The following is a 25,903-nucleotide window of genomic DNA, read 5'->3' as shown; positions in this document are numbered from 1 at the left end:
TGCCGGAAGATTCGGCGGAGCCTTTCGTATCGGCTACCTGCCCTCCCCTCAAGCTCCACGCAAGCGGCCGGAGCTATCCGGTTGGGGTACCAAAACGGAACTCAGAATGAGCACGAGCTTCTTGTCCGATCAAGAGTTGCAGGCCATCGGCTTCCGCAGTTTCGGGAGAAATTGCCAGGTCAGCCGATACGCAAGGTTTTATGGCGCCGCGTCCATGTCCATGGAGGACAACGTCCGCATAGATGACTTCGCGGTATTAAGCGGCACGATTGCTCTCGGCAATTACATCCACATCGCCAGCCACTGCGTCCTCCACGGCGGCAGCGACGCTGCGGGTATCTCCATGGAGGACTTCAGCGGCCTCTCCGCTCGCGTCTCCGTTTACGCTCACAGCGACGACTATAGCGGACTGTGGCTGACTAATCCGACCGTTCCCAATGAACTGACGAACGTCATATCCAGAAATGTCTCTATTGGCCGTCACGCCATCATCGGCACCGGCAGCGTCCTGCTGCCCGGCGTCATCGTCGGTGAGGGCGCCGCGTTGGGCGCTATGAGCTTGGCAACGAAAAGCCTGGAACCATTCACAATATATGCAGGAAATCCCGCGCGGCGCCTCAAATCCCGCCAGCGGGATTTTCTTCTCCACGAAAAGAAACTTGAGGAACGCCTATGAGCAACGAGCTTTCATCCATCGCGGTCACTCGTCCTCTGTTGCCCGATCAAGATGAGGTCCAGCGCAAGATCGCCGAGATCTGGTCCTCACAATGGTTGACCAATATGGGTGCGCAGCATGGCGCGCTTGAAAGCCGGCTCGCAGAGTTCCTTGAAATGCCGTTTGTGAGCTTGTTCAACAACGGCACCAACGCCCTTTACGCCGCTCTTCGTGTGTTGGATTTACCTTTGGGTGGAGAGGTCATCGTCACACCGTTCACGTTTCCGGCAAGCGTTCATGTCATCACGGCATGTGGGCTCACCCCAGTCTTCTGCGATATCGACCCCGTCACGCTTACACTGGATCCCACCTGCATCGAACGGCTCATCACGCCGAGAACCTGTGCCATCCTGGGCGTCCATGTCTATGGAATAGCGTGCGACGTGCAGGCCATCGACGCGATTGCAACGCGTCATGACCTCAAGGTTGTCTATGACGCGGCACATGCGTTCGGCAGCCGGATCGACGGCATTCCAATCAGCCGCTTCGGCGACGTTACAATGCATAGTTTTCATGCCACCAAGCTGTTTCACACAGTCGAGGGTGGCGGGCTGCTATCGCCGCATCCGTCACTACAGCGAAAAATCTATCTTGAGCGCAACTTCGGCATCGCGAATGAAGAGACAATTCTCAGCCCAGGCCTGAACGGCAAGGCAAACGAGATCCAATCCGCCATCGGCCTGCTGGTACTCGACATGGTTGAGGCGGAGTGGGGACGCCGCAAGGCCCTGCTCGATCGGTACAGGCCCTTCTTGAGCGCCATGCGCGGCGTCACCTTGATGGAACCGCAGGCAAATGTAACCCCGAGCTATCAGTATCTGCCCATCCGCATCGACGCGGAAAAAGCCGGATTTAGCCGCGACTCGCTTTATACGCGGTTCCGGAACGAAAACATTCTGGCCCGCAAGTACTTCTATCCGTTGTGCAGTTCAACTCCGCACTACAGAGATTTGCCATCGGCGCAGACCTCTAATCTTCCGGTTGCCACAAAGGCATCGGGAGAAGTGCTCTGCCTGCCATTCTACGGCGCACTGTCGGCAAATGAGCTGGCGAGAGTATTCAACACGCTTCTGGCGGCGCACGAAAATCCCGATCGAGTGTCCGTAGGCGACAACTCGCTTTCCCGACGCGCGATTTAAGAGGACGACAATGCAAAGCAATTCCTTTTGCCCCGTCTGCCGAATGAACGGCTACGGTTTCCAGCCGCTTCCATCCTACTACGCGGACAATCTTGCAGCACATGGCTGGCCACACGGACTCGATAATTTCGAGACGCTGAATGTCCCCGCCTACACTTGCCCCAAATGCCTCAGCAATGATCGTGATAGGCTTTATACGCTCTTCCTCGAGCGCGTGTTTTCTCACCTCGACAAAGCCCAAACCTACACATTTCTGGAGTTCGCACCGGCAGCGCTATTCAGCCGTTGGGTCAAGAGCCATCCCTTCATCTCCTATCGCAGCTGCGATCTCTATATGCCCGAAGCCGATGATAAGGCGGACATCCACGCGCTACCCTACGCTGACAATACCTATGACTTCATTCTTTGCTCGCACATTTTGGAGCATGTCGAAGACCCGATCAAAGCAGTTTCTGAACTCCGCAGAGTACTGAAGCCGGGCGGCTTTGCGATCATCATGGCTCCCATCCTGTTGAGCATCGACAAGACCTACGAAAACCCTGCCGCTGTTACACCTGCGGACCGTTGGCGTCACTTCGGGCAAGATGATCACGTTCGCATTTTTTCCAAGTCCGGCTTCCGCGACACACTAACGCGCGGCGGTGTTGCCCTGAGCGAATATCCGATCCTGGAAATGGTGTCGGAAGAGCAAGCCGCCGCATACGGCATCAACAAGCGATCGGTCATCTATCTTGGCATGAAAGAGGCCGTGAGTGCTGCGGCCACGACATCGGTGCCCGAGCAGAAAACCGAGATCCTAGGCGGGACATCTGAGACATCGGGCCGACCCAAGGTCTCTGTTGTCATACCGGCATACAATCACGAGAAGTATGTCGTTGAGGCTGTGGAGTCGGTGCTGGCGCAGAGCTACCAGAATTTCGAGCTGCTGATCATGGATGATGGCTCTACGGATACAACGCCCCAGATCTTGCGCCGTTATGCCGACGACCCTAAGGTCAAGCTTTTCCTTTTCGAGAAGAATCGCGGCGCGGCCCATTCGCATAATCACGGGATCCTCGAAAGCCGGGGCGAATATATAGCGCTGCTGAACTCTGACGATGTTTGGGAGCCCAACAAGCTCGCCGAGCAGGTCGCATTCCTGGATGCACACCCGGAGATCGCGGCAGTCTTCACTCCGGCAAGTTTCATCGGAGAGCAAAGCCAGCCGCTCGCCGATCACCAGCATCACCTTGGCCGCATTTTCGACCAGCCAAACCGGACTCGACACGAATGGCTGAGATTCTTCTTCGTACGCAACGCATTGTGCCATCCGAGCAGTTTGGTGCGCCGCGAGTGCTATGAAGAACTGGGGCTGTACGATCCGAGGTTCGGCAATCTGCCGGACTATGAAATGTGGATCAGACTTTGCCTAAAACACGAAATTCATGTCATGCCGAAGCCACTCATTCGCTTCCGTATTCGCGACGGAGAGGCGCAGGCCAGTGCTCCATCGAGTGCCGGAAGCCATCGTTGGCGGCTCGAACACAAGCAACTCGCCAGGCGCTATTTGGAGATACCTTCGATCGCCGACTTCAATCTGATCTTTCCCGAGAATGCGGGTAACCGCTTCGACGATGCGAGACTGATTCCGTTCTATCTGGCTGATTTCATCTTCTCGCAGAATGTGAATCCGCATACTCGCGATTTTGCATTCGAGACTCTCTATGACTTCATGGCTTCCGACGAAAACCGATCGCTTGTCGAAGGCATTCATGGCTTCCAGATGAAGAACTTCCTCAACATGACAGGTGGAAAGCCTCCGAACTAACCCGGAGCCGTATCCGCTTGGGCGGCACGACCCTTTCTGCCGAATGCGATGCTTAAACGAAGAACCAATAACAGGCGGTCCAGCAAACAAATCTGCCGGACCGCTGTCTGTTGGGTGATCGGCCGTTATGCCACCGATTGCGTGGCTTTCCTTTTGCGATAGCGGATCACAAGTGCGGCCAGCGCGATGCCGCTTGCGATGATGCCGATGGAAATCATTGGCCTATATGCCAGCCAGCCGATGGCGATCAGCAGCGGGCCGACGAGCAAAGTCAGAATAACAGCCAGAACCGTCGTTCCGAACGCGACGATGGATCCGATGAACGGGATCACATCGCCGATTACGCTCAACAGCGAGAAGATGCAGACGAAGCCGACGAACAGACCGACCATGCCTGCCGCTCTTACCAGCCAAGTGATGATCACATTTTCCTTCTCGGCGGCCTTGAACATTTGCGCAGCATCGGTGTCGCCGGCGGCACTGAGAAGGATGCTGTGATGATTGGTCGTCTCGTAAGGAACGAGCGTGGCACCATTTTGCCTGCCGACAACACTGGCCTCCTTCGCATCGATCCGCTGGTAGGAAATGCGAAGGTCGCCCACCTCCGGCGATGACGTTCCTCGACCGATATAGACGGCATGACCGTCGCGTCGCACCGGCCTATCTGTTCCGAACCCCTGCCCGAGCTTTGCAAGCTCTTCATCCGTTGGCGTGAGATCGGAATAGGCGCCGATATCGGCAATTGCTTTTCCCGGCACCGAAAACGCACCCACGCCGGCGCGTTCGATGGCGAAAGTCTTGCTTTCAGGCATACGCTCCGGATTCTGGTGGCCTTCCGCCTGTTTGAAATCACTGGATCGTACAAGTTCCGAACGCCACTCCATTGTGTAGGAATAGGTCGTGGTCGTTTCCTCGCTTCCGCCCAGCTTCTTTTCGGAGCTGCTCTGCTTGTGTTCGACCCACTGAAACATCTCGACCTGGCGGAACAAGGCAATTGCGTCCCGCGCCGACACGCCAAAATCGCCGTCCTGCGGCACACCGTTCGGTTTGACCGTACCGCTGATATGAACGAGCTTGCCTTCGTTCGAGGATTGCACGATATCACTGGGGATCGACACGACTTGAGCGGCACCTTCCGCCAGCGCCCGGTAAGTGCCGATGGCGCGCCCTTCGTTCCAGATCAGCAGCCAAGCGCATCCGATCAGCAGCACAAGGCCGACGAGGACGCCTATCAGCGCATTCTTGAGACGCCCGAACCAGGAGGTGGATGTTGTTTCAGTAATACTCATTCTTGAGGACACCTTTTGCGCATTTCGCCTCCCGCACTCGCGTGATCCCGCAGGCTCGCGAGCATATGCGGACAATAAACGCACCCTATGGAAATGACCGACTGCTCAAACCTTGGGAAGTTTGGAAATACCAGCCTGCTAGAATAGATCCGTCATGAGATCACAGTCCATTTTTGGGCTGATATGGGGGCTTGCACTCACATGGCAGCATTGAGCTCTTCCAGAGATTTTGATAGGCATTTCAATGTAATATGGCACTACCGCGTCATGCGGATTGTTTTCAAGAGAAGATCCTGATCAAAAGCCCGCGCTTTTCACCGTCAATTGCTGCACTTTTACCGAATACGCACCTTCAACTAACTCAACGTAAAATCATCATGCATTTTATGACTAAACCAATTTTTCTTAAATTATTCTCCGGTCGATTAAAAGCATTGGAAAACAATGAAATTTATAATACCGGTTTTCGGCTGTCTATTCGTTAGTTGGAATTGCAATGGTACTGCAAGAATCTGAAGTTATGCTTTCCATAGTCATCGCGACGCTGGGCCGAACCCACGAAATCGAAAGACTCCTGAGTTCGCTTGCAGCCCAGAAAACGGGTAGTTTTGAGATCATCGTCGTCGATCAGAACGACGATGATCGGTTAGGCCCCATTCTCGACGCTTGGTCCGGCCGGTTGCATATCATCAGGAAGCGAGCGGAAAGCCGTGGCGCTTGCCGGGCCCGCAACCTCGGCGCCAGTCTTGCGAGCGGCCAGTGGCTTCTCTTTCCAGACGACGACTGCTGGTATCCCAACGACTTCATCGCACAGTTCGATACCTTGAGATCGAGCCATCCGAGCGATTTCTACAGCGGCCGCGCCGCCGATGTCGAAGGCAATACCATCATGGGCAATTTCGAAAATGCTCCGACTTTCATCGACCGAAAGACCGTCTGGACGACGCTGATCGAATGGGCAGTCATCATCCGCACCAGCGCATTCCGAGAGGTCGGAGGGTTCGACGGCGAAATCGGCCCCGGCGCGGGAACAGGTTGGGGCGGATACGAAATTCAGGATATTGCCCTGAGGCTGCTGAAGGCCGGACATCGAGGCTACTACATCCCGACGCTGATCGGCCACCATCCTGAAGATCACAGCGACCGCACCACCGCCGCCAATGTCGCGAAGATGCGCGCCTATAGCATGGGCATGGGTTATGTGATGCGGAAACACAATTACAGCATCAAGTTCTTCCTGCCTCACCTGATACGGCCGCTGATGGGCGTTGTCGTCTATACGCTGAGCGGCAAACCCGGGCTCGCAAGACGATCTCGAGAGATATTCTCCGGCCGCTGGTCCGGCTGGAAGAGCATGCCGGCTTTCGAGAAGGGCTTGTAGCCTCGATCATGGGAGGACGGTAGCGGCGCTCATTTCGCTGCGGGAGCCAACACGCCGACGGGTTCACCATTGCCGGAGAGAACCTGGGCGGCTCCCTTGAGCGCCAGCCGGAAGGCATCGTCGAAGCTGACACCCCGCGCCTGCCACCTCACCTCATGGGGCTTATTGTCCGCATCCTGCTGAATGTTCAGCCCCCATGTTGCGATCCAGCCTCCTTCGCTATCGCTCCAGTCCAGTTCGCCCGACAAGGGCACGACACCCGCCACCGCGCGCCCATCGTCCTCACCCTCCGAAGGAAAGGTCACGTCGATACCGGTAAGATCGGATGCGGCACCGAATGCCTGTCTCATGGCCAGATCGCGGCCGTTCTCAGCCGTCACTTGATAGGCCGCGCCACCACGGCGCACATTCAGTAGCACCTCGAGCGTGGGCCGTTTGGCGAGCCACGGAAGGGAACCGAGCCTCTCCAGCAGATTGTCGATCCGATCCTTACGAAAACGGCATGTGAGATCGTGAGGCCTGTCGTAAGTCCCCTGTTCGTCATGAACGGGCCGGTCCGCCAGCCGGTCGCGGTAGGAAAATCCCTCGATATAGTCTGCAGCGTGCTCGCGAGCCGCTTGCAGTTCCTTGCCGTTGGCCAGCCGTGAATTGCCCGACACGCGAGGAAGAACTTTTTCAAGGCAATCCACAAAGCCCTTGGCGCGATTTTCCGCACCTTGGCCCGTTACGACACTGACGGCTGTATAGACATCGCTTGGGGTGAAAGCACCTGCCGACGGCGCGAAGAACGATCCCGCCAACAACAGCGCGCAGAATTGGTAACCTGGATGTGCAAGATGCCTCATCTCGTCCCGTGTCAACGTTCCGAGCCCAAACTACCATAGGCGCCAGGATCGGAACAAGGACGACCGAAGTTCAAGCCTTTCGCTGGACGACCTGCGATGGCTTTTGTTAAGCTCCCACCGACACTTTAACTGGCCACATCCATGGCAAATCGCAGGCAGGTTTCTCATGCCGAAGATCGATGTTGCGGCGGTGGCGAAACACAAAGGTACGCGCTATCCAGCCCCATTCAACGACCCCTGTGCCGAGCGCATACGGCAACGACTGGGGAATGCCGGAGGCCTGACGGATTTCGGGATCAACCTCATGCGGCTGCCGCCGGGCAACTGGTCGAGCCAGCGGCATTGGCATTCGGAAGAGGATGAATTCGTCTATGTGCTCGAAGGTGAATTGACATTGATCGAGGATGACGGCGAAACGGTGCTGCGTGCCGGCGATTGCGCAGCCTTTCCAAAGGCTTCGGGCAATGGTCACCACCTGGTCAACAAGTCTGGCAGTACGGCAATTTATCTTGAGGCCGGAACGCGCTCGCCGACCGATCTCATCACCTGCTCCGACATCGATATGATGAGCTCGAGCACCGACGGACGGTTCGTGCATAAGGACGGCATGCCCTATCCGGATGGCTAAAGTGCTTCCGCAGGAGGTGTGAAGCGATCTCCGCTTCAAACGCTGAACTGGAGGATTACACCGCTTCCGCCAGTACCGGCGGATCGTAGCAGCAGGCGTCGGTCGATACGTCCATCCTGCAGCCGCTCGCCGAGAGCGCGTCCTTCACCACCTCCACGAACAGGCGACGGAACCACACCGAACGGCTGTCAGCCTGATCGACACGCCGATAGAGCATGGTCACCGGATCGGCCGGCAGCTCGAACGGCGGCTTCGAAATCGTCAGATCGTGCAGTTGCGCCATGCAGCGGGCTATGGCCTCGGGAACCGTGGCGATGGCGGGAATGGCTCGCAGCGTCGTCGGCAGGGCTGAAAAGCGGGGTACGGTCGCCACGACATGGCGGCGATGACCGAGGCGCGCAAGAGCAACATCGACACCGCTGGACGTGGCGCCCTCAAGCGAAACGGTCACATGCGGCGCTCCGGCGAACTGCTTCAGGCTGAGCGGCGCCGCGCAATTCAGATGCCGGGCGTCGTAGATGCACAGGGACGCCTGCTCGAATAGCGGCGCCCGTATGTGCCAGGAGGCAGGTTCGTCATGCAGGGAGATGCTGAATTCAAAGGCGCCTTCGTCCAGTAGGCGCACGGCGTCGCGCCGATCGAACCCGACGCTGGTCAGCCTCGCGTTCGGCGCGAGCTGGCGCAGCCGTGCCACCAACGGCCCGAAAAAGGAGGATTCGAAGTTGTCGCAGAGACCGATGCGGAACTCACCATGCCAGTCCGCCGGGTCGAAGGCGGCCGGCGGCCGAATGGCGCGCTCGATGCCGGAAAGCGCATCCTCTATCGCCGGCGCAATGGAAAGCGCCCGCGGCGTCGGTTGCAAACCGCGCCCGACGCGCACGAACAATTCGTCATCCAGCGTCTCGCGCAACCGGCGAAGTGCTGCGGAAAGACCGGGCTGTCCGAGCAGCAAGCGCTCGGCCGCGCGGCTCACATTCCGCTCCTGCATCAACACGGAGAAGGCGAGCAGCAGATTGAGATCGATTTTTCGAAGGGTCGCATCATTCATCATCGCCAGTAATACCTGACATGGTTACTATCAATTTGCAATAGGATTTGAAGATGTACATTTTCTCGTTCCCTGCCGCTTTCAACCTCCCAAGAGACGGCAGCACAGAAAGGAACGATTCCGATGACTTCTTCCCAGACCCGAAGCGGGGCGGGATTGGCGTTGCTGCTGCTATGCGCCGCCAATTTCCTCGACGCCATGGACGTCTCCACCATCGGCGTGGCCCTGCCGGCGATCCAGAAAGAGCTGGGCATGCAGGCGACCTCGCTGCAATGGGCCGTCAGCGCCTATGTGCTCGGCTATGGCGGTTTCCTGCTGCTCGGCGGTCGCGTGGCAGATCTTTTCGGCCATCGCCGCGTCTTCCTCTGGTCGCTCGCGGTATTTGCTCTCGCCAGCATTGCCGGCGCTTTCGTCGATAGCGCCCCGACCCTCATCGCCGCCCGCCTGATCAAGGGCATCGCTGCCGCATTCACGGCGCCGGCTGCCCTCGCCCTCCTGCTCTCCGTCTTCGGGGAAGGCAGCGCTCGCGCCAAGGCGCTCGGCGTCTTCTCCTCGACCGGCGCTGCCGGCTTCGTACTCGGCATGGTGCTGGGCGGAGCCGCCACCCTCATCAGCTGGCGAGCAACCCTCGTCATGGGTGCGCCCGTCGCCATCCTCGCGCTGATCGCCGCTCCGCTTATTCTGCCTCCCGACCACAAGCGAAGCGGCTCCGGCGCGCGCTTCGACTGGGCAGGCGCCTTGACGATCACTCCCGGCCTGCTGCTCTTCGTCTTCGGCGTTACCAACGCCGCTGCCGACGGCTGGCAAGCCTTTGCGACCTGGGGTTCGCTCCTCGCCGCATTGATCCTGATCGTTCTGTTCCTGATCGTGGAATCGCGCCATCACGATCCGATGGTACCGCTCGCCATGTTCCGCCGCGCCAAGCTTAGCCACGCCAATGCGATCGCCGCCCTGTTTCAGGGCGCCTATGTCGGCTTCCAGTTCATCGCCACGCTCTATTATCAGACCGTCGTCGGCTGGTCGGCCTTCGCGACCGGCTTCGCATTTGCCATCGGCGGAACCTGCGTGATGTTCCTGGCTCCGCGCTTTGCCACCATCGGGCAGAATCGCGGCACCACGACACTGATGACGCTCGGCGTCGGCCTGCAGGCCATCGGCTATCTCTTCTGGGTATTGTCGGCGGGACACATCGACACGATCGTGCTCGTCGCTGTCTCGCAGATCCTGCTCGGTGTCGGCTATGCGATGACCTATCCGTCGATCCAGGTCGCAGCACTATCCGAAGTCGCAGACGATGAGTCCGGTCTGGCTTCCGGCATGCTCTTCGCCTCCTTCCAGATCGGCGGCGGCATCGTTCTGGCCGCAGCTTCGGCTGTATTCAGCGCCGCGCCGAGCTTCGGCTGGAACCCATATATCGCCGGCATTGGCTTCGTGACGATCCTTGCCGCCGCTATCACGTTGCTTGCCGCCGTCGGCCCGCGCTCATCCAGCGCAAGAGCGGCGAACTATCAGGCTGCGGAGTAGCTCGAAGCAAAATGGCCCGCCCAAAAGGCGGGTCATCCCTTCTCCGCGCCGGCAGCTTCTGCGGCACGGCGCAGCAGGAGATCACGTTCCCTTTGATTTTCAGCAAGCGCGGCGGCCGCCTCAAAGGCCAGCCGCGCTTCCTCGTATCGGCCCAATTTGTAGAGAAGATCGCCGCGAACGCTCGGCAGGAGATGATAGTCCTTGAGCGCGGGCTCATCCTGCAGACGCTCGATAATTGCCAACGCCGCTTCTGGACCGTCAGCCATGCCGACCGCGACGGCGCGGTTGAGTTCCACGACCGGAGACGGGATAAGATCGGCAAGCTCCGCATAAAGATCGGCAATCCGCCGCCAATCGGTTTCTGCCGCCGTATTTGCCTTGGCATGGCAGGCAATGATCGCAGCCTGAAGCGCATAGGCTCCACCGGCGCCGCCAAGCTGCTGTACCCGCTTCAAGGACATCAAGCCGCGCTGGATCTGCAGCCGGTCCCAACGAGCGCGATTTTGTTCAAGCAGAAGGATCGGATTGCCGTCGGCATCGGTCCGCGCCGCCGAGCGGGACCCATTGAACTCCATCAGGGCCAGCAACGCGTGCGCCTCCGGCTCCATCGGAGCGACGGATATAAGGACGCGACCGAGCCGCAGCGCCTCGTTGCACAATTGTTGCCGTAGCCAGTTTTCACCGCGCGCTGCGGTATAGCCCTCGTTGAAGATCAGGTAGACCACCTCCAGCACAGAGGCCAGCCGTTGCGACAGCTCGTCGCCATGCGGCGTCTCATAGGTGAGCCCCGATTCAGACAATGTCTTCTTGGCGCGAACGATGCGCTGCGCAATCGTTGCGTCCGACACGAGAAACGCCCTGGCGATCTCTTCCGTCGTCAGGCCGCAGATCATCCGCAGCGCCAGGGCTACGCGCGCTTCACGCGAAATCAGCGGATGGCAGGCCGTGAAGATCAGGCGCAACATCTCATCGCCGATATCGTCATCGAGAGGGGTATCTAGATCGGGCATGATCTGCTCGTCCTCCTCCATCTCGCGAACGATCATCTCGTGTTTATGATCAAGCATCCGGCGACGGCGCAGATGATCGAGCGCCCGACGTTTGGCCGTCGTCATAAGCCACGCGCCGGGGCGTTCTGGGATGCCCGTTTCCGGCCATCGCTCCAAAGCCACGATCAATGTTTCCTGAGTGAGATCCTCGGCCAGCGGCACATCGCGCAATAATCGCGCCAGGCTGGTGATCAGCCGCGGCTGCTCGACCCGCCAGACGGCAAGGATCGCCCGATGGGTGCTGGCGGCCGTCAAGGCCGCCTGCCCCTATGGCGGATCGAAGGCATCATGCCCGGGCTTCGGCGAGCGGGTCGCATACACCCTCGGCATTTGGGTCGAAGTAGGGACGCACCTCGCATGTACCTTCCCAGCCGGGCATGAGATCCTTGTGCAACTGCATGAATTCGACCGCCAGTGCCACGGCCTCCTCCTTGCTCTGCAGCTCGAAAATCGCGTAGCCGCCGACGACCTCCTTGGCCTCGACGAAGGGGCCATCGATAACGCTCAGCTTGCGATCCTTGATCGTGACGCGAGCGCCGGTCGCAAGCGGCATCAGTCCCGCGGTATCGATCATGCGGCCGGCCTTGATTTCGCGATCGGCAAGCTTGTGGATAGCCTCCATGAGCGCCGGCGACGGCTGCAGGAAATCGGTAGAGGTGACGATAGACATGAAACGCATTGGAAGTGTCCTCCGGAAGCGAGACGCCGGCACCATTGCCGCCTAACAAGCCCGCTCATAGTGACAACGAAACAGCTTTTTGAAAATCGACAGTCACTTCAAAAAAATCTGCGTCGCGGCCGAGACGCCCTTGCGGGCGATATCATCCATCGGGATCGGCAGCTCTCGAGCGATGTCAATGACATCAGAAAAGCCGCAATCGAGTGAGCTTGCAACCCGTCGTATCGCTTTGTTGACTTCGCATGACCGTTGCAAGATTGTGAGCGAAATCGGACCTGCGGACTTCGAAGATCAGCGCCTCCCCAGGGGCACCGGCTTCAGTAAAGCTCCGGGGCAACATGGCGGGAGCTCGTTTCTATGTTCGACCATATCTCCATCGGCGTCAAAGACCTGGCACGGGCGCAGACCTTCTACGATGCCGCATTGGCACCGCTCGGCTACGAGCGCTTGAGCAATTTCGATGGCACGGTAGGCTATGGTGCGGAACGCGCCCAGTTCTGGGTCAGCGAAGTGGAGCGACCGGTCCCAGCCGACCGCGGCTCGGGCCTGCACTTCTGTTTTGTCGCGCCGAGCCAGGAAGCGGTGGACGGCTTCTACGCCGCCAGCATCGCCAATGGTGGCGAAGACAATGGCAAGCCGGGCATCCGGCCCGATTACAGCCAGTTCTACTATGCCGCCTTTATCATCGATCCTGATGGCTATCGGCTTGAGGCCTATTTCCAAACCGGCGAATAGGCGCAGCAGCGACACGCTTCCCGCATAGTTGGACTGCTCATGTCGAGCCATCAGGCAAGGCTCGCATCAACTATTGCGTGTCGATTTCGCGGTGCAAACAACGGTGATGAAACTTCCATCGTTCAGGTTAATGTCAGGAATGGTCGCCAAGGTCGTCCGCTTTCGCAATCAAAGCTGCGCCCTGCGGTAAGGGTTTTCCGGCTCGATCGACCGGATATGCCTCGGAGAAAACCATTGAACGACGACAAGACCTCATCTGGCCGACGCCTCGTCAGGCCAGCCATCGGCAGCGTCACATTATGTCTTCTGGTCACCCTTTATGTGCTTCTTGTGACAAACCGGATGTTCTGGACGAAGTCTTCCGACTATTTCTCCGCCGAACCCGTCGCATTCGCCGCCTTCGTGGCGGGCATCTCGGCCGGGATCATGGGGCTGTTCACCCTTTTCTCCGCCAAATACGTCACCAAGCCCGTCTTGATCTTCTTCGTTCTCGTGGCGTCGGTATGCTCCTGGTTCAACGACCAGTTCGGCGTGATCATCGACAAGGAAATGATCCGCAATGCGGCGGTATCGACGGGTGCGGAAGCTGGACACCTGATCACCGCGCGCTTCGCAACGCATGTATTGTTGACCGGTGTTCTACCCTCGCTGCTGATCGTTTGGGCGCGGATCATCCACCGTCCAATTCTGAAGAAACTCGCCTATAACACCGCCGTCATTCTTGCCTGCTCCGCGGTCTTCGTCGCTGCCGGCACCACCTTCTACAAGACCTATGCCGGCATCGGCCGCGCCCATCGCGACCTGATGGATACCCTCAATCCGGTAATTCCGGTCGCAAGTGCCGTGCGTTATGTCATCGATATGCAGCGGAACGCCAACGTTGTCGCCCAGCCCCTCGGAACGGATGCCCGCAAGGTCGGCGTGGTCGATGGCGGCAAGCCGCGCGTGACCATCATCGTGGCCGGAGAGACGGCCCGCGCGCAGAACTTCTCGCTTGGCGGCTACGACAGGATAACAAATCCGGAGCTCGCTAAGCGCAATGTCGTGTACTTCCCGAACACCAGCAGCTGCGGGACGGCAACGGCAACATCGATCCCCTGCCTGTTCTCCGTCTATACGCGCGAACAATACAGCCACCGCAAGGGACTGGAGACGGAAAACCTGCTCGACGTGCTGACCCACGCAAAGGTCGACGTGACCTGGCTGGACAACGACACTGGCAGCTACGATCTGACGAACCGCGTCTCCTATACCTATCTGCCACCTTTGGGCGATCCCCGCTTCTGCAAGGATGGCGAATGCAAGGACGAAATCCTTGTCGACAAGGTCGATGGCTGGCTGGACAAGGTGAAAGGGGACAGCGTTCTCGTGCTGCATCAGCTAGGCAGCCACGGGCCTGCCTATTATCAGCGTTATCCGGAGGAGTTCCGCCGCTTCCGTCCGGATTGCCGCTCCAACGATTTCAGCTCCTGCTCGCGGGAGGAAATCACCAATGCCTATGACAATACCATCCTATACACCGACCACATCGTCTCGATGGTCATCGACAAGCTGAAGCAGCGCTCGAATTCGGTATCCGGCGCCGTGCTCTACTTCTCCGATCACGGCGAATCCCTCGGCGAAAACGGCATCTATCTGCATGGTGCGCCCTATATCATCGCGCCGGCCCAGCAGACGCAGGTGCCGATGCTGGTGTGGATGGCGGACGATCTGGCAAAGGCGGCCGGCTACAACATGGCATGCTTGTCCAAACGCGCCGCCGAAGGCCCGAATTCGCACGACAACATCTTTCACAGCGTTCTCGGTATGATGGACATTGCGACGAAGGCCTACGATCGCAGCCTGGATGTTTTTGCGGGCTGCCGTTCGCCATCGAACAAGCTCGCACTGGATTGAGATGAGACGTTCGTTCTTCTGCGGCTCCGCCATCGCCGAGCCGCAGAGGAGCCAAGGCCGTCAAAGCCGCTTGGGTTGACGGATCGTGCGCTCGTTTTCGACATTGCCGGTATTGAGTGTCGTATTCCTCTCGAACAACACTACCTCGCATGTCGGCTCGGCGACAGGACAATGCTGAACGCCATGCGGCACGATGATGTATTCACCCGGCCCGAGCACAACATCACCGCCGTTTTCCTCGCGCAGCTTCATGCGTAGTGTCCCCTTAACGACGAGGAACAACTCGTCTTCGTCGTCATGATGGTGCCAATGGAATCCACCTTCGAGCTTCACGAGCTTGATCTGAAAATCATTGATATCGCCACCGACGCGCGGACTCCAAGTCTCATCGAAGGCTGCAAAGGCTTTGGTAAGATTGACCTTTTTCAGTGCGACCATGTATTTCCTCCCTTGATCCACCTGAGCTGGCGGCCAAACTAATATTGGCGCGAGTGCTGCCGATGGCAACGCCGGCATGTCAAACGCCACTGGTAGCCATCGGCATATCGAATTCTTCGAAGGTTTCAGCCGAAACTTTCCGGGTAGTGGATGATCGAGAGCGACACTACATGCTGTCTCAACATTATCATTTCGACACATGACAGGAAAAATCATGACGACAAAAAATGTCGAATTCGGACTCGATACTTTCGGCGACGTCACCTTCGATGGCAACGGCGCGCCGCTTCCGCATGCGCAAGTTCTCCGAAACGTCGTCGAGGAAGGCGTCCTTGCCGACCAGCTTGGAATCGACTTCTTCGGCATCGGCGAGCATCACCGCGAAGACTTCGCTGTCTCCTCGCCGGAGACGATTCTGGCCGCCATCGCCAGCCGCACATCGAAGATCCACCTGGGATCGGCCGTGACTGTGCTGAGCTCGGACGACCCGATCCGCGTCTTCCAGCGCTTCTCGAGCCTCAACGCCGTTTCGAACGGTCGAGCCGAGGTCATTCTCGGGCGCGGCTCGTTTACGGAATCCTTCCCGCTATTCGGCTTCGAGCTGTCGCAGTACGAGCAGTTGTTCGAGGAAAAACTGGATCTGTTCGCTGCCCTGCTCAAGAACGAGCCAGTGAACTGGCAGGGCAGCATTCGCCCGCCGCTGCACAACCAGAAAGTCTTCCCGACCATCGAAAGCGGGCAGCTGAAGACCTGGATCGGCGTCGGCGGCAGCCCGGAATCGGTGGTGCGCGCCGCTCATTACGATCTCCCGCTGATGCTCGCGATCATCGGCGGCAGCCCCTATCGCTTTCAGCCCTATGTCGACCTCTATCATCGCGCCTACGAACAGATGGGCAAGCCGGTGAAGCCGGTCGGCATCCATTCACCGGGCTATATCGCCGAAACGGATGAACAGGCGCGTGAGGAGCTATGGCCCTGCTTCAAGGCCATGCGCGACCGCATCGGCCGCGAGCGCGGCTGGCCGCCCATGACCCGCGCGGAATTCGACAACGAGATCGAAAAGGGCTCGCTCTACGTCGGCTCGCCGGAAACCGTCGCTGCGAAACTCGCGCCGGTCATCAAGACGCTCGGCATCGATCGCTTCCAGCTGAAGTACAGCGCCGGTGGTCTCGGTCATGAGAAGATGATGCGGTGTATCGAACTCTACGGCCAGAAGGTGATCCCGGCCGTGCGCGCGGCGCTGGCCGCATAGTCCGGGGCGGATACTCCGCCCTACAGAGCCGCGCGTCCTATGTGACGCGCAAAGGTCGCTGTAGTGCTTTAAACCTGCTGCATAATTTTATCCTTAAATCGATTGGGATTTGAGGAACTATACGGCAGCCTTCCATGATCACCCGGCTCAACGGGCGCTTCGCGACACAGCGGGGCGCCCGTTTTTATTTCTGCTGTCCTTTTATTGAAGCAAATGCTACATGTAATAAAAATGGTAGCAATTACTACAATAGAGAAGACTCCTGATGGGCGGAAAGACGCAAAAGCACCATAGCTTCGACGACCACGTTCTAGGTCTGATGGAAACGCTGGCGCCGGCGGAACAACGCATCGCGCGCTTCTTCGTCGACCAGAAGCAGGCCGCCCTGCTCAATTCGGCTGCCCAGATCGCCCAGCTCGCCGGCACCAGCGACGCAACGGTCGTCCGCACCGCCCGCGCCCTCGGCTTCGAAAGCCTGTCGACACTCCGGGCCGCGCTGCTTGCCGAGCTAACGGGAACGCCCTCGCCCGGCGCGCGGCTGGAACGCACGCTGGCAGAGACGGGCAGCCAGGCCAGCAATGCGCTTCGCCATGTCATCAACATCCATGAACAGGCATTGCGGGTCATGCGGCAAGATGCGTTTGCAGCAAGCTTCGAGCGTTGCGTGGATAGTCTGGCGGGTGCCGCTCGGCGTCATGTCTTCGGCATTGGGCCATCGGGCGCCATGGCTGACTATGCCAGCCTGCAATTCAATCGCATCGGCCTGCCGACAAACGCGCTCTCCTCCTCGGGCGTCGCACTTGCCGACCGGCTGCTGTGGGTCGGTACCGGTGATGTCGTGCTGATGATCGCCTATGCGCCGCTTTACCGCGAAGTGGACGTGCTGCTCGAACATGCGGGCCGTCATGGAGTGCCCGTTATCCTGATCAGCGACGACCTTGGCCTGCTGGTTGCCGACAGGGTGGCCGAAGTCCTGCCCGTGCCACGCGGCAATGCCGGCCACCTCGCCATGCATGGCGGAACGATGGTGTTGATCGAGGCGTTGATCGTGGCGCTCGCGGCAAAGGGCCGGGATACCGCCATAGACAGCCTCGACCAACTCAGCCAGCTACGCGGCGCCATCGATAGATCGTGGAGCAAACGTGGCACGAGGAGGCGCAAGTGAACGACACCCATGGTCGCCATGCTGGAATGCTCCCCTTGCCAGCTCATCCAGCACATCAAGAAGTCAATCCGAAAAATATCATGCCGATTCAAAGCCCTAACCGTCATTCGGGAATCAGTTCATGAACAACCTCACACCCATTCTGTCCACTGTGACGGCATCCTTCCTCGGCTCGTTCGTCGAGGTCGTGGAAGCCTTCACCATCGTTCTCGCTGTCGGCGTCACCCGCAGCTGGCGCCCGGCACTGACGGGCGCGGCACTTGCCCTTGCCGTGCTTGCGGCCCTTGTCCTCATCTTCGGGCCGCTGCTTGCGCTGATACCGATCGAAATATTGCAGTTCGTCGTTGGCGTTCTGCTGATCCTTTTCGGCATGCGCTGGCTGCGCAAGGCCATCCTCCGTTCGCTCGGCGTCATCGCCCTGCATGACGAGGAGGCAGCCTTCTCCAAGGAGACGGCAGCGTTGCAGGCGCAATCCACCGATCGCCGCGCCGATTATCTCGCCGGACTCGCAGCTTTCAAAGCGGTACTACTGGAGGGCGTTGAAGTGGTCTTCATCGTCATCGCCGTCGGCGGCGCGCATGGCCTGACGCTCTATGCCGGCCTCGGAGCGCTTGCCGCCTTCGTGCTCGTCATGCTCATCGGGCTTCTGGTCCATCGTCCGCTCGCCACCGTGCCGGAAAACACCCTCAAATTCGTCGTCGGCCTGATGCTGTCAAGCTTCGGCATCTTCTGGACCGGCGAGGGTCTCGGCGCGCATTGGCCGGGAGCGGACCTCGCGCTGATCGCCATCTTCGCCATCGTCTCGCTCGCCTCCTATGCCATCATCCGCGGCATGCGCGGCAGCACAACAGCAAAGGCAGCCCAATGACCATCTTGCGCATCGCCTTCTCCGAACTCATCGGCATGTTCATTGACGACGGCAGCCTCGCCACGCTCTGCCTGATCCTCATCCTCGTCATTGCCGGCGCGGTGGAGTTTCTCGCCATGCCGCCGCTTGCCGGCGGGCTGCTGCTGCTTGCCGGCTGCCTCGCCATCCTGCTTTACAGCGTCCGCCGCGCCGTGAAGCGCTGAGATTCACAACCGCCTGCAAGGCTTTGGTTTTGCAGGCGGTTATCATGCCGCCTGTCCATTAGCTTTAACTCTCGACACAACCCTTCGCAGATGCAAAGAATTCCGCACGCCAAGCGCAAAGGAGAACCGGCATGAGCAGCGCCTATCCTGAAGTCTACCTGGTGCGACATGGGCAGACGGAATGGAGCCTTTCCGGCCGGCATACCGGCCGCACGGATATCCCATTGACAGCCGACGGCGAAGAAGCCGCCCGCAAGGTGTCAGGTCGCCTGCCAGCCATCGATTTCGCCGCCGTTTGGTCAAGCCCATCCCAGCGCGCGCAAAATACCTGCGCGCTCGCCGGCTTCGGCGACCGTCGCATCGTCAAGGACGATCTGGCGGAGTGGGACTACGGCGCCTATGAAGGCATCACCACCAAGGCGATCCTGGCGGAGCGGCCAGGCTGGCAAGTCTTTCGCGACGGTTGCCCGAATGGCGAGACGGCGGCCGATGTCGGCGCGCGCGCCGACAGGATCATCAGCGAGCTTCGCGCCATCAACGCCCCCGTGCTGATCTTCTCGAGCGCCCATTTCCTGCGCGTCTTCGCCGCTCGCTGGGTCGGCCTGCCGCCGGAGGGTGGTGCGCATCTGGTGCTCGACACCACAAGCATCAGCGTACTTGGCTACGAGCATGATCTGACCGAGCCGGTCATCCGCCGCTGGAACGAGATCTGACGGCTTCGCATCACCGCTAGTAAATCGAGCGACCCAAGGCCGCTCGATGCTTCTCAAGAACTAGATCTTCAGCTGCCTACCAGGCCTTGAGGCCCAGCAGCTTCTCGCCGAGCGGCGTCAGCTTTGCTGTGGTCGCATTATGCTTTTCCCATTCGCGGGGATCGCCGGGAAAGGCGTCGCGCTTCGGGGAGTCCAGTTCCCGCCAAAGGCGGATGCGTTCCTCGCGCTCAGCGACATTGTCGTATTCTGCCGGATGCATGGAGATGTATTGCGCCATGCGAACGCGGTTGTCGGAATGGTTCGGGCGGACGCCATGCGCGAGTAGCGAATTGAAGATCATCAGATCGCCAGGTTCCATGTCGATGTTGACGACCGACAGGCCCGTCATGTCGGGATGCATCGGATCGCGATCCTCGGGCTGCGTCTTTTCCCATCGATCGAAATGCTCGAAGAGTTCCGGCACGCACTGGAAGCCGCCGACGTCGCCATCCTGCTTCTTCAGGCTCAAGACGGCCTGGACACCGATGGGCATCGGACGGATCGAGGTGTCGACATCCCAGTGGATGAAGCCGTTCGGATTGCCCTTCACCTTCTTCGGCGGATTGAGATTGGCGCGATCGATGGTGACCCACAGATCCTCGCGATCCCAAATATCGACAAAGACATCGTAGATGCGCTTTTCCATGCGGTTGTCCCAGAGATACTGGTGATTGTAGATCTCCAGCATGCCGGTATTGTTCAGCTCCTTCATCTTGTGCTCGCGCCGCTGCGGCGCATACCAGGTCGAAGGGTCGCTCGGATCCTTCTCGTCAAAACGCCAGAGAAGCTCGACAAGCCGTTCGACATTCGCCTGCGGCACAGCCTGGCGAACAATCACATAGCCCTTGGTGATCCAATGCTGCCAATCGTCCTTCGACAACACCCTGAGCGGCAATGTCTTCTGGATATCCTTCAGTTGCGTCGTGACTGCGGAAGCGGTCGGGTGAGCATCTCTTTTCAAGGCTGGCTGCATCTGTTTCCTCCATCTGGCTACCCCTTTGATTTCGGGTGACAAAAATGTTGTAGCGCCATTCGCCGCCGTCATGTTGCCCGGCTATGGCCAATTCTGATACTATTCTGGCCTTCATCATTCTATGGACGCGCTATGAGGCCCTATCTCGAAGTTCTGTCTCGTCCACCTGAGGCATCGTGGAGCATGCTGAACCGCAGGCTGGACGATTGCATTCCCTTTCAGTGGCATCATCATCCGGAGTTCGAACTGACCCTGACGCTGAACTCGATCGGCCAGCGCTTCATCGGCGATCACAGCGGCGAATATGAAGACGGCGATCTCGTGCTTGTTGGCCCCAACCTGCCGCACAGCTGGGTCTCACGCGCCAAGATCGAGGACAAGAAGCCGCACATCGCGCTTGTCCTCTGGTTCCATCGCGATTGGCTGCTGCAGATGACGGGCGGAGCTGTGGAATTTCGACCCATCGAGGCAATGCTGCGGCGTGGCGACAACGGCCTTCACTTTTCGAATGATGTCGCGGCAGCCGTGCGTCCGGCCTTCGAGAGCATTTTTGAGAAGCCCCCGGTCGAACGCCTGCTGTCGCTGCTCGGCATTCTCGTTACGGTGGCGGAAGACCGGCAGGCAATGCCGCTTGCCAGCACGCCGGCCCAGACACCGGACGCTAGAGAGAGCCGAGAACGCATCGACCGTGTGCTGACGCATATGCATCTTCACTATGCCCGTACGATCAGCCTTGGCGAGCTGGCGGATATCGCCGCGCTCAGCGTCTCCGGCCTGCATCGCATGTTCCGGCGCCATACCGGCGTCGCCATTTCCGACTACATAATGCGAATGCGTATCGGCGACGCCTGCGCCCGCCTCTCTTCCACCGATCAAGCCATTCATCACATCAGCGATGCCGTCGGCTACGCCTCGCTGGCCAACTTCAACAGGCAGTTCAAGGCGCTGAAAGGCATGACGCCACGCGAATATAGGGCGATGTTCGTCAGCCGCTGACGGATGACGTCGCCAATGCATTTGCGATTCTCGCCGCCGCCACGTCCGCCCCCTCGGCGTCCATTCGGGCGATGCCGAACAGCAGACCAGGCCGCGCCGGCCCCAGATGCAGCGACGACATCGCACGCAGCGCGAAGCCTTGGGCATTGACGCTACGCATCGCCGCAAGGTCATCGACAGTTTCATCCCGGAACCAGCTTGCCAGCTGTAGCCCTCCCGTCCCGGCACCGACACAAAGCCACGCACTACAATGGCCGTTGAGAGCGGCAACGGAAGCCGCCATACGCTCCGCATAGACGCCATTCATGCGGCGCAGATGGGCGCGAAAACGCCCCTCACGTATAAAGTCGGCAAGTGCCGCCTGAATATGGACCGGCACCGTCGCCCCTCTCAGCCGCTGCGCCGCCTCGACGGACGCCACAAGCCTGGAGGGCACGACGGCATAAGCGACGCGCAGCCCGGGTGCCAGAGTTTTCGAGAACGTCCCGAGATAGGCGACCACCTCCCCGCGATCAATCCCCTGCAACGCGGCAATCGGCCGGGACGCATATTGGAATTCGCTGTCGTAATCGTCTTCGATCACGATCGCGCCCTTAGTGCGCGCAAACTCCAGCAACGCAAGGCGACGCGAAAGGCTCATGGTCGCACCAGTCGGATATTGGTGCGAGGGCGTGACGTAGATCAATCGGGGTGACGGCCCGACTGCGCGCGAAATGTCGATACCCTCCGCGTCGCAAGAAACCGGCACAAGCGCAGCACCGGCCATGCGGAACAATGCATGCGCGGTGGCATAGCCCGGATCCTCGATCCAGATAACGCCATCGTTCGGATGGTCTGCCCAGAGCAGGACGCTGGTCAGCAGATTGATTGCCGCACCCGTTGTCGGAACGATCACAACCTGTTCGGGCCTGGCAATCACGCCGCGCGTTGCCGCAATGTGGTCGAGGATCGCCTCGCGCAGCTCGCGAATGCCGCCATGCGCTCCATAGCCGAGATCGTGCACCCGTAGCGAACGGCCACGCGCACCGAGATACCTTGCCCATACGGCGTGGGGAAACGCGTCGACATCTGGAACACCGGGTTCGAACAAACCACCCGTGGCGAACTCCGTGGTCTGAGGCGGTTTCGACCTAAGGGTCACGGACTGTCCAAGCAACGGCGCCGAAAACGCCGCGACCCGTGTTGCCGCCCCCGTCGTCGACTGTAGATAGCCTTCCGCTTTCAAGCGATCATACGCGATGACGACAGTCGAGCGCGCGACGCCGAGAGAAGTTGCCAATGCTCGCGTCGAGGGCACTCGTTGTCCCGCCGCCATATGCCCGTGCAGGATCCGATCGCGCACCACACGATAGACCTGTCCTTCCAGATCGCCTGCTACCCGGTCAATAGCCGCCCACTGCACCACGGATACCATGAAGCCTCAACTGGTTTGATAAAAATTGAAAGACTGGCTATTTATATCATACCGCTTTGCTGACAGAGATCAATGGCACAACGGAGAAGAAGCCATGAGCGATCACCTGCCGCCATCGTCAGCGGACTACCCCATCACAGAGCGTAGCCGCGTGCGGCGCAGCCCGAAACGAGGCACTCACGCCCGCGCTGACGTCCACGCCATTCTGGATGCCTCACCCCTCTGTCACGTCGGCTACGTCATCAACGGCGCGCCCTATGTGACGCCGACGCTGCACTGGCGCGAAGACGAGTACGTCTACTGGCACGGCTCTTCCGCCAGCCGTTTTCTGCGCGCTTCCGAGGACATGCCCGTCTGCCTAACCTGCAGCATCATGGACGGCTATGTGCTTGCCCGCTCCGCCTTCAATCATTCGGTCAACTATCGATCGGCGATGGTCTTCGGCACGGCTCGCCTGGTCGACGATCCCGACGAAAAGAACCATGCATTGCGCCAACTCATCGAAGATCTGTTTCCGGGACGCTGGGACAGCCTGCGGCCGATGACCACGCAGGAAGTCAAGGCAACATCTGTCCTGCGAATGAAAATCGACGAGGCCACGGCCAAGGTCCGTAACGCTCCGCCTGGTGATATCGACGAGGCGGGCTATCCGGTTTGGGCCGGCGTCCTGCCGATAACAAGCCATCTGGCGCCGGCGGAAACTGCACCCGGCATGCCCGGCAACATTGAGCTACCACAAGCGCTGGCAGACCTGATAGCATCGGGCCGAATTCGCTGAACTGCATTCGAAGACCAAAGGACGTTGATATGGATCTTGCCAACTGGAGCGGCGTGCCTCGCCCAGAACGAACCACCCTCGAAGGTCGCTTTGTCCGGATCGAACCGCTCGACCCGGCGCGCCATGGCGCCGATCTATTTGCCTCGGCTCAAGCTCCCGGCGCGGAAGATCGCTTTCGTTATCTGTTTGAGAGCGCTCCTGCCGACTACGCGGCCTTTTCCCCCTGGATCGAGAAGGCATCATCCAGCGCCGATCCCCTGTTCTTCGCAACCATCGACAAGCGCACCGGCCGCGCTGAAGGTCGCCAGGCATTGATGCGGATCGACAATGCGCATGGCGTCATCGAGATCGGCAGTATTCTTTGGGGACCGGAGATCGCCCGCAGCCCGGCAACGACCGAAACGCTTTATCTCTTTGCATCCTACGTCTTCGATACGCTCGGATACCGCCGCTTCGAATGGAAATGCAACAACCTCAACGAACCCTCGAAACGGGCAGCCGAGCGCTTTGGCTTCAGCTTCGAGGGCATTTTCCGACAGCACATGGTCGCCAAGGGCCAAAACCGTGATACCGCTTGGTTCGCGATGATCGACGCCGATTGGCCCAAGCTGAAAGCGGGCTATCAGCGCTGGCTGGCTCCCGAAAACTTTGACGAAGCGGGACATCAGAAGACCAAGCTGACGTTCGGATAGGCGAAAAGTCCCCGTCGCGCTCTAAAGAAGCTTGCGAAAATAAACGACGCGCCTGGTTTCCGCAAAACCGAGCGCCTCGTGAAAGGCATGACTGTCGAGATTGTCGATCAATGCATCGGAGGCAAACTCGGAGCAGCCGGCGGCCCGTCCCCAGCCGGCAACGGCGTGGCACAACGCCTCCGCGATGCCCTGCCTGCGGTGCTCGCCGCGCACATAAATGCCCTCCAAAAACGCGACCGGCGACGTTTCGCAACCATTGACGTAATCGTGCCGCAATGTCGCTTCAGCAAAACCGACGGCATGATTGGCAGAATCGATTGCGAGAAACGCAACGGCATTTTTATTGGACGCAAATTGCGCGAGCTCCGCTCGATGACGTTCGAACGAACCATTGGGCCAAAGCTCTGCGCGCAAGCGCACCCAATCGTCCAGATGTTCTTGTGCTGCTTCTTCTATCCGCATGTCTCGCCCCCACTCGCTTGCCGGCCGCCAGCGCGGACGAAAAATTTCACTTTCGACTCCACAATCATCGCGCTACATATCGCGCTTGCTCACGCGAAAACTATTCGATGATCGATATCTGAGGACGATGGCATGACATTTCAAAGCAGTTCGCGTCTTTACGCTGCTGTTTCAGCCCTTCTATGGCCGGCGATCTTCTGCGGTGGTTTGGTTGGTGCTTATTTCGCCTTCGAATCGAACATGCATCTCCTCTGGTTCAATGTCACCTATCTCTCGACTGTTGCGGTGATTGCGCTTTTCGAGCGGCTGATGCCCTACGAGAAAACCTGGCAGAAACGCGATGGCGAAACCTTCAACGATATCGCCCATACGCTGCTGAGCAAGGGCGGCGTACAGATCGCCGCCGCCATCGGCACGTCCTTCCCCATGGCCGTGGCCACCGTCGCGCAGCCGGTGCTGAGCTATCACTCCCGCTTCTGGCCGGACCAGTGGCCGATGATCTTCCAGGTGGCGCTTGGCCTCGTCATCGCCGAATTCGGTCTCTATATGGCGCACCGCCTCGCCCATGAGCATTTGTCGCTTTGGCGCTTCCATGCACTGCATCACAGCGTCGAGCGCCTGTGGGTCATCAACACCGGCCGCTTCCATATCATCGATTCGCTGTTCAAGATCGCGCTCAGTCAGATTCCGCTCTATCTGCTCGGTGCACCGCTGCCTGTTTTCCTGTGGATCGGCGCCGTGACGGCGACAATTGGCCTGCTCACCCACTGCAATGTCGATATGCGCACAGGCCCGCTCGACTGGATATTCTCGACGCCGCGCCTGCATCGCTGGCATCATTCCAAGCTGCTTGCCGAAGGCAATACCAATTACGGTGAAAATCTTGTGATCTGGGATCAGCTTCTCGGCACGTTCTACAATCCGCCACGCCCCTCCTCCACGGATATCGGCATCACCGGCAAGGTCGCCAAGGGCTTCCTTGCGCAGATCACCCAGCCCTTCTCCAAGAAAGGCCGCAAGGAGATCATCGGTAAAAAGCCGAAGGAGCTTATCCTCAAAGAGGAGCAGGCAGCAAAGGCCGCTGCCGCGACACGGCGGAGCGAACCGCCGATTCGTAAAACCAGCTAGCACGCTCTGCCTGGGATGATCGCCCCGCGCCTCCCGACCAGGCCGAT

General features: G+C 59.3%; 27 protein-coding genes. 18 read left to right on the top strand and 9 right to left on the bottom strand.

Annotated features, from left to right (window positions below):
• Positions 1-106 precede the first annotated feature (106 nt).
• Genes ACIQJ2_RS09890 through ACIQJ2_RS09880 form a run of 3 tightly spaced genes read left to right on the top strand, consistent with a single transcriptional unit; the run spans position 107 to position 3,661 of the window.
• On the top strand, positions 107-676 hold the full coding sequence (locus tag ACIQJ2_RS09890) for an acyltransferase (protein ID WP_400670060.1): 570 nt from the start codon (positions 107-109) through the stop codon (positions 674-676).
• The gene (locus ACIQJ2_RS09885) at positions 673-1,854 is read left to right on the top strand and encodes a DegT/DnrJ/EryC1/StrS family aminotransferase (RefSeq protein WP_400670058.1); all 1,182 of its coding nucleotides are present in this window, start codon (positions 673-675) and stop codon (positions 1,852-1,854) included. Before ACIQJ2_RS09890 ends, ACIQJ2_RS09885 begins: the two co-directional genes overlap by 4 nt.
• A 10-nt stretch (positions 1,855-1,864) precedes the next feature.
• A complete protein-coding gene (locus ACIQJ2_RS09880) occupies positions 1,865-3,661 on the top strand; it encodes a glycosyltransferase (RefSeq protein ID WP_400670056.1) in 1,797 nt (598 codons plus the stop codon).
• A 125-nt stretch (positions 3,662-3,786) separates the two neighbouring features.
• Here the strand turns inward: ACIQJ2_RS09880 and ACIQJ2_RS09875 are convergent, their stop codons facing one another.
• On the bottom strand, positions 3,787-4,950 hold the full coding sequence (locus ACIQJ2_RS09875; RefSeq protein WP_400670054.1) for a TMEM43 family protein: 1,164 nt from the start codon (positions 4,948-4,950) through the stop codon (positions 3,787-3,789).
• A gap of 520 nt (positions 4,951-5,470) precedes the next feature.
• On the opposite strand from ACIQJ2_RS09875, the gene ACIQJ2_RS09870 reads away from it, so the two are divergent.
• Entirely contained in the window at positions 5,471-6,331 is an 861-nt protein-coding gene (locus tag ACIQJ2_RS09870) for a glycosyltransferase family 2 protein (RefSeq protein ID WP_400670052.1), read from the top strand.
• A gap of 29 nt (positions 6,332-6,360) precedes the next feature.
• On the opposite strand, the gene ACIQJ2_RS09865 is transcribed toward ACIQJ2_RS09870, so the two are convergent.
• A complete protein-coding gene (locus tag ACIQJ2_RS09865) occupies positions 6,361-7,176 on the bottom strand; it encodes a DUF2066 domain-containing protein (protein ID WP_400670050.1) in 816 nt (271 codons plus the stop codon).
• A 166-nt stretch (positions 7,177-7,342) separates the two neighbouring features.
• Between ACIQJ2_RS09865 and ACIQJ2_RS09860 the strand changes: the two genes are divergently transcribed.
• Positions 7,343-7,804 carry a cupin domain-containing protein gene (locus ACIQJ2_RS09860; protein ID WP_400670048.1) on the top strand — a complete coding sequence of 154 codons (462 nt, stop codon included), beginning with the start codon at positions 7,343-7,345 and terminating at the stop codon, positions 7,802-7,804.
• 55 nt (positions 7,805-7,859) lie between these two features.
• Here ACIQJ2_RS09860 and ACIQJ2_RS09855 read toward each other — a convergent pair whose 3' ends face one another.
• Positions 7,860-8,855, bottom strand: coding sequence for a LysR family transcriptional regulator (locus tag ACIQJ2_RS09855; RefSeq protein WP_199142819.1), 996 nt, complete (start codon positions 8,853-8,855; stop codon positions 7,860-7,862).
• Between the two features lie 120 nt (positions 8,856-8,975).
• On the opposite strand from ACIQJ2_RS09855, the gene ACIQJ2_RS09850 reads away from it, so the two are divergent.
• On the top strand, positions 8,976-10,376 hold the full coding sequence (locus ACIQJ2_RS09850) for an MFS transporter (RefSeq protein ID WP_400670045.1): 1,401 nt from the start codon (positions 8,976-8,978) through the stop codon (positions 10,374-10,376).
• Positions 10,377-10,408: 32 nt separating this feature from the next.
• Here the strand turns inward: ACIQJ2_RS09850 and ACIQJ2_RS09845 are convergent, their stop codons facing one another.
• Both ACIQJ2_RS09845 and ACIQJ2_RS09840 read right to left on the bottom strand, forming a co-directional pair.
• Positions 10,409-11,680 carry an RNA polymerase sigma factor gene (locus ACIQJ2_RS09845; protein ID WP_400670043.1) on the bottom strand — a complete coding sequence of 424 codons (1,272 nt, stop codon included), beginning with the start codon at positions 11,678-11,680 and terminating at the stop codon, positions 10,409-10,411.
• A 31-nt stretch (positions 11,681-11,711) separates the two neighbouring features.
• Entirely contained in the window at positions 11,712-12,104 is a 393-nt protein-coding gene (locus tag ACIQJ2_RS09840; protein ID WP_400670042.1) for a YciI family protein, read from the bottom strand.
• A gap of 357 nt (positions 12,105-12,461) precedes the next feature.
• On the opposite strand from ACIQJ2_RS09840, the gene ACIQJ2_RS09835 reads away from it, so the two are divergent.
• A complete protein-coding gene (locus ACIQJ2_RS09835) occupies positions 12,462-12,839 on the top strand; it encodes a VOC family protein (RefSeq protein ID WP_199142827.1) in 378 nt (125 codons plus the stop codon).
• Between the two features lie 216 nt (positions 12,840-13,055).
• On the top strand, positions 13,056-14,735 hold the full coding sequence (locus tag ACIQJ2_RS09830; protein ID WP_400670039.1) for a phosphoethanolamine transferase: 1,680 nt from the start codon (positions 13,056-13,058) through the stop codon (positions 14,733-14,735).
• Between the two features lie 60 nt (positions 14,736-14,795).
• On the opposite strand, the gene ACIQJ2_RS09825 is transcribed toward ACIQJ2_RS09830, so the two are convergent.
• Positions 14,796-15,173, bottom strand: a complete 378-nt coding sequence (locus ACIQJ2_RS09825) for a cupin domain-containing protein (RefSeq protein ID WP_400670037.1) — start codon at positions 15,171-15,173, stop codon at positions 14,796-14,798.
• 214 nt (positions 15,174-15,387) lie between these two features.
• Between ACIQJ2_RS09825 and ACIQJ2_RS09820 the strand changes: the two genes are divergently transcribed.
• The 6 genes from ACIQJ2_RS09820 (at position 15,388) to ACIQJ2_RS09795 (ending at position 19,374) form a co-directional block, all read left to right on the top strand.
• The gene (locus tag ACIQJ2_RS09820; RefSeq protein WP_400670035.1) at positions 15,388-16,425 is read left to right on the top strand and encodes an LLM class flavin-dependent oxidoreductase; all 1,038 of its coding nucleotides are present in this window, start codon (positions 15,388-15,390) and stop codon (positions 16,423-16,425) included.
• A gap of 265 nt (positions 16,426-16,690) precedes the next feature.
• Entirely contained in the window at positions 16,691-17,590 is a 900-nt protein-coding gene (locus ACIQJ2_RS09815; protein WP_400670033.1) for a MurR/RpiR family transcriptional regulator, read from the top strand.
• Positions 17,587-17,715 (top strand): hypothetical protein, encoded by a 129-nt coding sequence (locus tag ACIQJ2_RS09810; protein WP_281436204.1) that lies wholly within the window; start codon positions 17,587-17,589, stop codon positions 17,713-17,715. Before ACIQJ2_RS09815 ends, ACIQJ2_RS09810 begins: the two co-directional genes overlap by 4 nt.
• Positions 17,712-18,458, top strand: a complete 747-nt coding sequence (locus ACIQJ2_RS09805) for a COG4280 domain-containing protein (RefSeq protein ID WP_400670030.1) — start codon at positions 17,712-17,714, stop codon at positions 18,456-18,458. The genes ACIQJ2_RS09810 and ACIQJ2_RS09805 overlap by 4 nt, the downstream gene beginning before the upstream one ends.
• Positions 18,455-18,661: a hypothetical protein gene (locus ACIQJ2_RS09800; RefSeq protein ID WP_400670027.1), complete on the top strand. Its 207-nt coding sequence runs from the start codon at positions 18,455-18,457 to the stop codon at positions 18,659-18,661. The genes ACIQJ2_RS09805 and ACIQJ2_RS09800 overlap by 4 nt, the downstream gene beginning before the upstream one ends.
• A gap of 131 nt (positions 18,662-18,792) precedes the next feature.
• Positions 18,793-19,374 carry a histidine phosphatase family protein gene (locus tag ACIQJ2_RS09795; RefSeq protein WP_400670025.1) on the top strand — a complete coding sequence of 194 codons (582 nt, stop codon included), beginning with the start codon at positions 18,793-18,795 and terminating at the stop codon, positions 19,372-19,374.
• Between the two features lie 76 nt (positions 19,375-19,450).
• On the opposite strand, the gene ACIQJ2_RS09790 is transcribed toward ACIQJ2_RS09795, so the two are convergent.
• Positions 19,451-20,386, bottom strand: coding sequence for a phytanoyl-CoA dioxygenase family protein (locus ACIQJ2_RS09790; RefSeq protein ID WP_199090285.1), 936 nt, complete (start codon positions 20,384-20,386; stop codon positions 19,451-19,453).
• 132 nt (positions 20,387-20,518) lie between these two features.
• Between ACIQJ2_RS09790 and ACIQJ2_RS09785 the strand changes: the two genes are divergently transcribed.
• Positions 20,519-21,382 carry a helix-turn-helix domain-containing protein gene (locus tag ACIQJ2_RS09785; RefSeq protein ID WP_400670022.1) on the top strand — a complete coding sequence of 288 codons (864 nt, stop codon included), beginning with the start codon at positions 20,519-20,521 and terminating at the stop codon, positions 21,380-21,382.
• On the opposite strand, the gene ACIQJ2_RS09780 is transcribed toward ACIQJ2_RS09785, so the two are convergent.
• Positions 21,372-22,796 carry a PLP-dependent aminotransferase family protein gene (locus ACIQJ2_RS09780; protein ID WP_400670020.1) on the bottom strand — a complete coding sequence of 475 codons (1,425 nt, stop codon included), beginning with the start codon at positions 22,794-22,796 and terminating at the stop codon, positions 21,372-21,374. The genes ACIQJ2_RS09785 and ACIQJ2_RS09780 overlap by 11 nt on opposite strands.
• A 94-nt stretch (positions 22,797-22,890) precedes the next feature.
• Here ACIQJ2_RS09780 and ACIQJ2_RS09775 point away from each other — a divergent pair, with 94 nt between their 5' ends.
• Together ACIQJ2_RS09775 and ACIQJ2_RS09770 are read left to right on the top strand one after the other, a co-directional pair.
• Positions 22,891-23,574, top strand: a complete 684-nt coding sequence (locus ACIQJ2_RS09775; protein ID WP_400670018.1) for a pyridoxamine 5'-phosphate oxidase family protein — start codon at positions 22,891-22,893, stop codon at positions 23,572-23,574.
• A gap of 29 nt (positions 23,575-23,603) precedes the next feature.
• Complete coding sequence (locus ACIQJ2_RS09770) at positions 23,604-24,266, top strand: GNAT family N-acetyltransferase (protein ID WP_400670015.1); 663 nt, start codon at positions 23,604-23,606, stop codon at positions 24,264-24,266.
• Positions 24,267-24,287: 21 nt separating this feature from the next.
• Here the strand turns inward: ACIQJ2_RS09770 and aac(6') are convergent, their stop codons facing one another.
• A complete protein-coding gene (gene aac(6') / locus ACIQJ2_RS09765; protein ID WP_400670013.1) occupies positions 24,288-24,728 on the bottom strand; it encodes an aminoglycoside 6'-N-acetyltransferase in 441 nt (146 codons plus the stop codon).
• A gap of 132 nt (positions 24,729-24,860) precedes the next feature.
• Between aac(6') and ACIQJ2_RS09760 the strand changes: the two genes are divergently transcribed.
• The gene (locus ACIQJ2_RS09760) at positions 24,861-25,856 is read left to right on the top strand and encodes a sterol desaturase family protein (protein WP_199142854.1); all 996 of its coding nucleotides are present in this window, start codon (positions 24,861-24,863) and stop codon (positions 25,854-25,856) included.
• Positions 25,857-25,903 lie beyond the last annotated feature (47 nt).

The organism is Rhizobium sp. NPDC092011, from assembly GCF_044756305.1.
In the GTDB taxonomy this organism is placed as follows: Bacteria; Pseudomonadota; Alphaproteobacteria; order Rhizobiales; family Rhizobiaceae; genus Rhizobium.
Note: the sequence above shows the minus strand (reverse complement) of the source record. Positions and strands in the feature narration are given on the sequence as shown.